The organism is Nonomuraea aridisoli (assembly GCF_003236395.1).
Classification (GTDB): Bacteria; Actinomycetota; Actinomycetes; order Streptosporangiales; family Streptosporangiaceae; genus Nonomuraea; species Nonomuraea aridisoli.
Genome location: NZ_POUD01000382.1, coordinates 1 through 7,026, shown reverse-complemented (window position 1 = coordinate 7,026; position 7,026 = coordinate 1). Strand labels below are relative to the sequence as shown.

Sequence of the window (7,026 nt, the reverse complement as noted above, 5' to 3'; positions counted from 1 at the left end):
GTCCTGGGTGGCGGCGACGCGGGGGAACGGGCGGAACGCGTCGGACCACAGCAGGAGCCTGCCGCGGGACGGCGGTGGGCCGCCGGGGCGCAGGAGCTGCGGGACGACCCACCGCAACGGCGGCTCCGCCACCAGCGGGACCCCGCCGACCAGGGCGGCGGCGGGCAGCGGGGTCGCGCCGAGCGGGGTGGCGGCGGACAGGTGGTGCAGGACGGCGGTGGCCACGTGGCGGCCGTCGAGTGCGGCGACGTCGGCGGTGTCCACCGGGTGCAGGAGATTCCCCGCCGCGAACACCCCGGGCACGCTCGTCGCCAGTGACGTGTCCACGCGCGGCCCGAGCGTGGCCTCGTCCATGTCCAGGCCGCCCGTACGGGCCAGCTCGTGGTCGGGGATCCAGTCGCCCGTGGTGACCACCGTGTCGCAGGCGACGCGGTGACGGGCCCCGGTGCCGAGGTTCTCGATGTCTACCGAGGTGACCCGGTCTCCGCCGTTGACGCGGACGACGCGGGTGCGGGTCCGGACGAGCACGCCGAAGGCCAGGCGTCCCGGGAGGCGGAAGGCCGTGTACGCCTCCGGCCTGGCGTACTCGGTGGTCATCAGCACCGTGCGGCAGCCGGCCGCGCGCAGCGTCAGGACCGCCGACCAGCTGACCGCCGCCGCGCCGACGACCACGGCGCGCCGGCCGAGGTCGCGCCGGCCCAGGTGCACGAGGTTCTGCAGCTGCCCGGTCGTGTGGACACCGTCGGGCCGGTCGCCGGCGATGAGCCGGGCCGGACGGGGCCGCTCCCGGGCGCCGGTCGCCAGCACCACCGCGTCGGCCGCCACCAGGCGGCGCCCGCGCGGCGACGTCACCTCCAGGGTCCGTTCGCCGGCCCACCCGGTGACCATGGCCTCGGTCTCCAGCCGCGCCCCGGCCGTGCGGGCGGCGCGGGTCAGCCTGCGGGCGTACTCCGGTCCCGAGACGAACGTGCGCAGGTCGCGCAGGCCGAAGCCGGGATGGTCGCTGTGCCGGGGGATGCCGCCGGTCTCCGGCTCGCGTTCCAGGACCAGGACGTCGCCGTCCACCGCGGGGGCGAGCGCGGCGGCGGCGGTCAGCCCTGCCGGGCCGCCGCCGACCACGGCCACGCGGACCCGTTCGGTCATGCCGTCTCCCCCTCGAAGAGCTCGCGGACCCGGGCCGCGCAGGAGAAGCCCTGGCAGCGTCCGTTCATGGCCCTGGTGCGGCGGCGCAGGCCGTCCAGCCCGGCGGGCGGGATCACCGACGCCAGGGCGTCGCGGATCTCGCCCCGCGTCACCCGTTCGCAGAAGCAGACGACCCGGCCGTACTCGGGGTCGGCGGCGATCGCGGCGGCGTCCTGGTAGGGGCGGGGAAATGCCTCGCCGAGATTCGGCATGCGGGGCGGCGCGGGCAGATCGGGGCGCGGGGCCAGGTCGAGGTGGGCGGCGAGCAGGCTCCCGACGTGTTCGGCGACGGCCATGCCGGCGGTCAGCCCGGTGGAGCGGATGCCGGCGACCAGCACGTAGCGCCGCCCGGCGTCGAGGTCGATCAGGTAGTCGTCGTGCCCGATGGAGGCGCGCAGGCCCGCGTACGTCGCGGTGACCTCCTCCCGCATCAGCCGGGGCATGAGCGCCGCGCCCCTCTCCCGCAGGAACGCGAGGCCCTCCTCGGTGGTGCCGGTGGCGGTGCGGTCGGTCAGGTCCTCGGCGGTCGGGCCCAGCATGACGTTGCCGTAGACGGTGGGGCTGACGAGCACGCCCTTGCCGGCCGGCGAGGGCACCGGCAGCACGATGCAGGGCGCCAGCGGGCGGGCGAGCTTGTCGAAGACGAGGAGCTGGCCACGGCGCGGCGTGACGGTGAAGCGGTCGTGGCCGAAGAGGCGGTCGATCACGTCGGCGCCGAGCCCGGCGGCGTTCACCACCCACCGAGCGGCGACCTCGCCCGCGGGGGTCGCCAGCCGACTGAAGTCGGGGCCGGCGCGGACCTCGGTGACGCGGTGACCGCGCAGCAGCGTCACGCCCCGGTTGACGGCGTCGGTGGCCAGGGCCAGGTTCGTCGTCCAGGTGCAGATGATCGACTCGCCGGGGACCGTCAGGCCGCCGAGCGCCCCCGGGCCGAGATGGGGGACCCTGCGGTAGACCTCGTCCGAGCCGACGATCTCGCAGGCGGTGTATCCGTTGCGCTCGGCCTTGGCGCGCAGCTCCGGCAGGGCGTCGAGCTGCTCCCGCGTCCAGGCGACGAGCAGCGCGCCGGTGCGTTCCACCGGGATCCCGGTGGCCTCGGCGTACGCGCCGAGCAGCTCGTGGCCGCGGGCGACCAGCTTCGACTCCAGGGTGCCCGGCCTGGCGTCGAAGCCGGTGTGCAGGATGGCGGTGTTGGCCTTGCTGGTGCCTTCGCCCACGTCGTCGCGCGCCTCCAGCAGCGCCACGGACAGCGCGGTGCCGCCCAGCAGGCGGGCGATGGCCGAGCCGACGATGCCGCCGCCGATCACGGCCACGTCGTGGATCACGAAGCCTCCTGCGGCGACAGGGCGGCCCGGGCGGCGGCCTGCCACCGCTCCAGGTACGCCGCCGCCCGATCCTCGGGCCAGACGGGCTCGTAGGTGGCCGACGGCCGCCAGCCGCCGACCGCCGCGGCGGCGTCCAGAGCGGGGTCGAGGGCCATCAGGGCGCACGCGGCGGCGCCGAGTGGCGTCGCGTGCGGTGACGGGTAGACGTCCACGGGCAGTTGGGCGAGGTCGGCCTGCGCCTGCATGAGGACGCGCGAACGGGTCAGCCCGCCGTCGGCGCGCAGGCGCGACAGCGGCGCGCCGAGGTCCGCGCCGACCAGCGCGGTCAGGACGGCGACCTGGGCGGCGACGCCCTCCAGCAGCGCACGCACGAGGTGCCCGCGGCCGGTGCCGAGCGTCATGCCGGTGAACGAGGCGGTCGCGGCGGCGTCCCACCACGGCGCGGCGAGACCGGCGAGCGCGGGCACGCACAACACGCCGTCGCCGGACGGAGCCGCCACGGCGTCGAGCTGGTCGGGGCCGGAGATCAGGCCGAGCTCGGCGATCCAGCGCACGGCCGACGCCGCCGTGTAGACCTGGCCGTCCACGCAGTAACGGGTCTCGCCGCGCAGCCGCCAGGCGATCGACGTCGCCAGGCCCGACGCCGAACGCGCGGGCGACGTGCCGAGCTGGGCGAGCAGGAAGGCGCCGGTGCCGTAGGTGCACTTGGCGGTGCCCGCCTCCAGGCACGCCTCGGCCAGGAGCGCCGCCTGCTGGTCGACGATCAGGCCGGTCACCGGCAGCTCGGGGCCGAAGGCCGTGGTCGTGCCTACCACGGCGTCGCTGGCGACGATCTGCGGGAGTTCCTCGGCGCCGAGCCCGAAGACGTCGAGGAGCTCGCCGTTCCAGCCGGTGTCCTCCAGCCCCAGCAGGAGGGAACGGCCGGCCGTGGCGGCGTCGGTGACGAAGGCGCCGCACAGCCGGTGGACGAGCCAGGTGTCCGTGGTCGTCACGACGCCCTCGGTGGTGAGCTCGTCGCGGATCCAGCGCATCTTGGGCGCCGAGAAGTAGGGGTCGAGCACGAGGCCGGTGAGCGCGGCGAGTCGTTCCGCGTGCGATGCTCTGGCCGCGCACACCCGCTCCGCGCGGCGGTCCTGCCAGACGACGGCGGGGGTGAGCGGCTCGCCGGTGCGGCGGTCCCAGGCCAGGACGGTCTCGCCCTGGTTGGCCAGGGCGACGGCGGCCAGCGGCACGCCCGCCTCGGCGGCGGCCCGCCGTCCGGCGGTGAGCACGGAGTCGAGCAGAGCTCGCGGGTCCTGCTCCACCCCGCCGCCCTCCAGGTAGCGCGGACGCAGGGACGCCTCGGCGATCGCCAGGACCGTGCCGCCGGTGTCCACCACGATGGCCTTGGTCGCGGAGGTGCCCTGGTCGATCGCGAGGATGTGCATCGGCGGATCCGCTCCTTTTCCCGGAACCGCCATCGTTTCAGGAAATCCCCATCGATCGCCCTGCCTGCCGGGCAGGTTCTGACTCGGGCGGGCGGCGTGGCGTGGCGGTGAACGCGCCCTCGCCGGAAGGGCTGAGCAGGCCGTGCTCGATCCCGTGCGCGATCGTCTCGCGGATCTCCTCCTCGGTCGCGAGCATCCGGCCGGAGAGTTCGGCCGGTGTCGCCGAGACGGTGTGGTCCCGGCTCCACACCGCGACGGCGGCCAGGTCGGCGACGAAGCGTGTGTAGCGGCGGCGTGCGTCCTGACGCCGGATCACGGCCCGTCGCTCGTCCGGCAGGCGCAGCACGTCCTCGGCCCGCGGCGGCTGCTCGGGCAGGCGATAGCGGGTCACCCCGCCGGACGTCTCCGCGATCACCACGCCGGCCGCGACCAGGAACCGGAGCAGTTCGGGCCGGGTGGTCGGTGCGGGCACGCCGAGCTCCGACAGGTCCTCGCACAGTACGGAGTCCCAGCCGCCCGAACGGCTGGACCACGGTAGCCAGGCGCCGTCGAGGGGCGGTGGGCCGTCGTGGGCCTCCAGGCGCACGTGATGGCGCACGTCGCGGGCCGACGCCCTGAGCCATCCGTCGCCCGCCCTGGCGATCGTGCCGATGGTGAGCACTTCCAGGTCGCTCTCGCCGAGCAGGGGCAGCGGCGCCGGCTCCTCGTCCGGGATGTCCCTGACGACGATCGTCCCGTACTGCGGTAAGTAGTCCTCGACGGTGATGACCCTCATGCCTTTCAGTAATAGCGCTTGGTGGCCGCCACCGTCATGAGGGGTGAGCGGGCAGGACGTTACGTCCCGATATAGGACGATATTTTCAGGCAGTGACCGATCACCAGACGCAGCGCTCGTTGTTCCTGCACGCGCCCATCCACCGCGGGCCCGCCGACACCCTGCGCCGCATGCGGGCGCTCGTCGACGACGAAACGCCGCCGGGCGCCCCGCTGGCGGAACTCGAACGCCGGCTCGCCGAGCTGCTGGGCAAGGAGGCCGCGCTGTACTTCCCCACGGGGACGATGGCGCAGCAGGTGGCGTTGCGCGTGCACGCCGAGACCAGGGGACGGTTCGCCTTCGCCGCGCACCCGCAGACCCACCTCGACACGTGGGAGATGCAGGGGTACGCCGCCGTGCACGGCCTGCGCCTGCAGCGGGCCGGCGACCGGCACGAGCTGATGACCCTGGCCGACCTGGAGGCGGTCGCCGAGCCGCCGGCCGCCGTGGTGTGGGAGCTGCCGCAGCGCGACCTCGGCGGCCTGCTGCCCGAATGGGACGACCTGCGCGCGCAGATCGACCTCGCCCGCGGCCGGGGAGCGGCCGCGCACATGGACGGCGCCCGGCTGTGGGAGGCGCAGACCTACTACCGGCGGCCGCACAGCGAGATCGCGGCCCTGTTCGACACGGTGTACGTCTCGCTCTACAAGGCGCTGCTGGGCGTCTCGGGCGGCGTGCTGCTGGGCGACGCGGAGTTCGTCGCCCAGGCGGGCGTCTGGAGGACCCGGCTCGGCGGGCGCACACCCGACCCGTGGCCGCAGGCGCTGGCCGCGCTGGACGGGCTGGACCGGCTGCTGCCGCGCATGGCCGACTTCCGCGACCACGCCGTCGCCCTGGCCGCGGCCGTCAACGCGGACGGCGTGGCGTACGCGTACCCGGACCCGCCGCAGACCCCGATGTTCCACGTGCACCTGCCGGTCGGGCGGCGGGCGGCCGAGCAGGCCGGGGCCGCGCTGGCGGCCGAGCGCGGGGTCGAGCTCTTCGCCCGGGTGCGCTCGGCCCCCGACCCGCGCCGGTCGAGCTTCGAGGTGACGGTCGGCGAGCACACGCTGGAGTTCACCCCCGCCGAGGTCGCCGCGCTGGTGCGTGAGCTGGTGGAGCGGGTCGCCGGCTGAGTTCTGTCGGTGGGGCCGGTTAGCGTTCGCGGTATGGATTCCTGGACGGTCGAGCGACACCTCGACGGCAAGTCCGCTGAGGTCGTCGGCCTCTACCACCGCTTCATCGAGCTGGCCGAGGGCTGCGGGCCGTTCGGTTACGCGGTGTCGAAGTCCGCGATCGTGCTGAAGGGCACGCGGCGCGGGTTCGCCGGGGTGGTCCCGGGCGCCACCGGCCTCAAGGGCTTCTTCGACCTGCGGCGCGAGGTGAGCGACCGGCGCATCAGCCGGTGCGACCCCTACACCAAGCGCCTGTTCGTCGCCCAGTGGAGCGTGTCCTCGGCCGGCGACCTCGACGACGAGTTCGCCGGCTGGCTGCGGGAGGCGTACGCCGTCGGCCAGGGAGCCCACCTTCAGGGGCCGCCGCTCCGGTAGGCCCGCAGTCCGTGCCGAGCCCTTCGACGCGCGACCAGGTAAGTCGGCTTGTGCATGCGCCACCGGTGGGCCGGCGCCCTGCGGACGCGCACTCGCAGCGGCGGGTAGAGCGCGGCGTCGCCGGTATCCGGTCCACCGGGCCGAGGTCGTCGAAGACCTCCAGCGTGTACGGCTGCAGGCCCTTGCCCTTCGACTCGGAAACCGGGAAATTGCGCCGGCCTCGCGATGTCGGCCGGGCCGGGACGCGGTTCATGATCCGGTGGGGCACCTCCCATCTGGTCAGGTCCACGGCGATGGTGGGTCGGTGCCGGGGATGAGCACGTTGGTCTTCTCCGTCGTGCCGCGAACCGTGCCGCGAACCGTGCCGCGAACCGTGCCGCGAACCGTGCCGGACGGTTAGTACGGCACGCGGGAGAAGATCAGGGCGAGCAGGAACAGGAACGGCAGCAGGAAGATGCCGAACATGACGTAGCTCTGGCGCCTTCTGAGGGCGTCCTCCACGGACTCCCGCTCGCGTAGCAGGGCGACGGAGGGGCTGGTCCGGGGAGGCGTCACGGGGCCGGTGTCGCGCACGGTCCGGCCGACCGGGACGTTCGTGACGGTGGCCGCGAGGGTGGGCTTCTCGGCCGCCCGCACCGCCTCGGCGGCCACGCCGGGGGCAGTGACGGCGCCCGCGGCGCTTGCCGTGTTGGTGTCCGTGCCAGTGCCCGTCCCCGTGTTGGGGGCCTCGTCGGGGGCCTCGTCGGGGG

The 7,026-nt window shown here is 74.8% G+C and carries 7 protein-coding genes; 2 read left to right on the top strand and 5 right to left on the bottom strand.

The genetic code is table 11. The features are described 5' to 3' along the window. From C1J01_RS44660 to C1J01_RS44645, 4 genes are all read right to left on the bottom strand, one after another. On the bottom strand, positions 1-1,143 hold a 1,143-nt coding region (locus tag C1J01_RS44660), incomplete at its 3' end, for an NAD(P)/FAD-dependent oxidoreductase (protein ID WP_111185077.1). Then, positions 1,140-2,507, bottom strand: coding sequence for an NAD(P)/FAD-dependent oxidoreductase (locus tag C1J01_RS44655; protein WP_111185076.1), 1,368 nt, complete (start codon positions 2,505-2,507; stop codon positions 1,140-1,142). The genes C1J01_RS44660 and C1J01_RS44655, both read right to left, overlap by 4 nt. Next, entirely contained in the window at positions 2,504-3,934 is a 1,431-nt protein-coding gene (locus C1J01_RS44650; protein WP_111185075.1) for an FGGY family carbohydrate kinase, read from the bottom strand. Before C1J01_RS44650 ends, C1J01_RS44655 begins: the two co-directional genes overlap by 4 nt. Before the next feature lie 37 nt (positions 3,935-3,971). Beyond that, on the bottom strand, positions 3,972-4,709 hold the full coding sequence (locus tag C1J01_RS44645; protein ID WP_111185074.1) for a DUF6042 family protein: 738 nt from the start codon (positions 4,707-4,709) through the stop codon (positions 3,972-3,974). Between the two features lie 92 nt (positions 4,710-4,801). Here C1J01_RS44645 and C1J01_RS44640 point away from each other — a divergent pair, with 92 nt between their 5' ends. Together C1J01_RS44640 and C1J01_RS44635 are read left to right on the top strand one after the other, a co-directional pair. Then, positions 4,802-5,863, top strand: coding sequence for a threonine aldolase family protein (locus tag C1J01_RS44640; RefSeq protein ID WP_220040430.1), 1,062 nt, complete (start codon positions 4,802-4,804; stop codon positions 5,861-5,863). Between the two features lie 33 nt (positions 5,864-5,896). After that, positions 5,897-6,277 carry a hypothetical protein gene (locus tag C1J01_RS44635; RefSeq protein ID WP_111185073.1) on the top strand — a complete coding sequence of 127 codons (381 nt, stop codon included), beginning with the start codon at positions 5,897-5,899 and terminating at the stop codon, positions 6,275-6,277. A 396-nt stretch (positions 6,278-6,673) separates the two neighbouring features. Here C1J01_RS44635 and C1J01_RS50675 read toward each other — a convergent pair. Beyond that, on the bottom strand, positions 6,674-7,026 hold a 353-nt coding region (locus C1J01_RS50675; RefSeq protein ID WP_220040429.1), incomplete at its 5' end, for a hypothetical protein.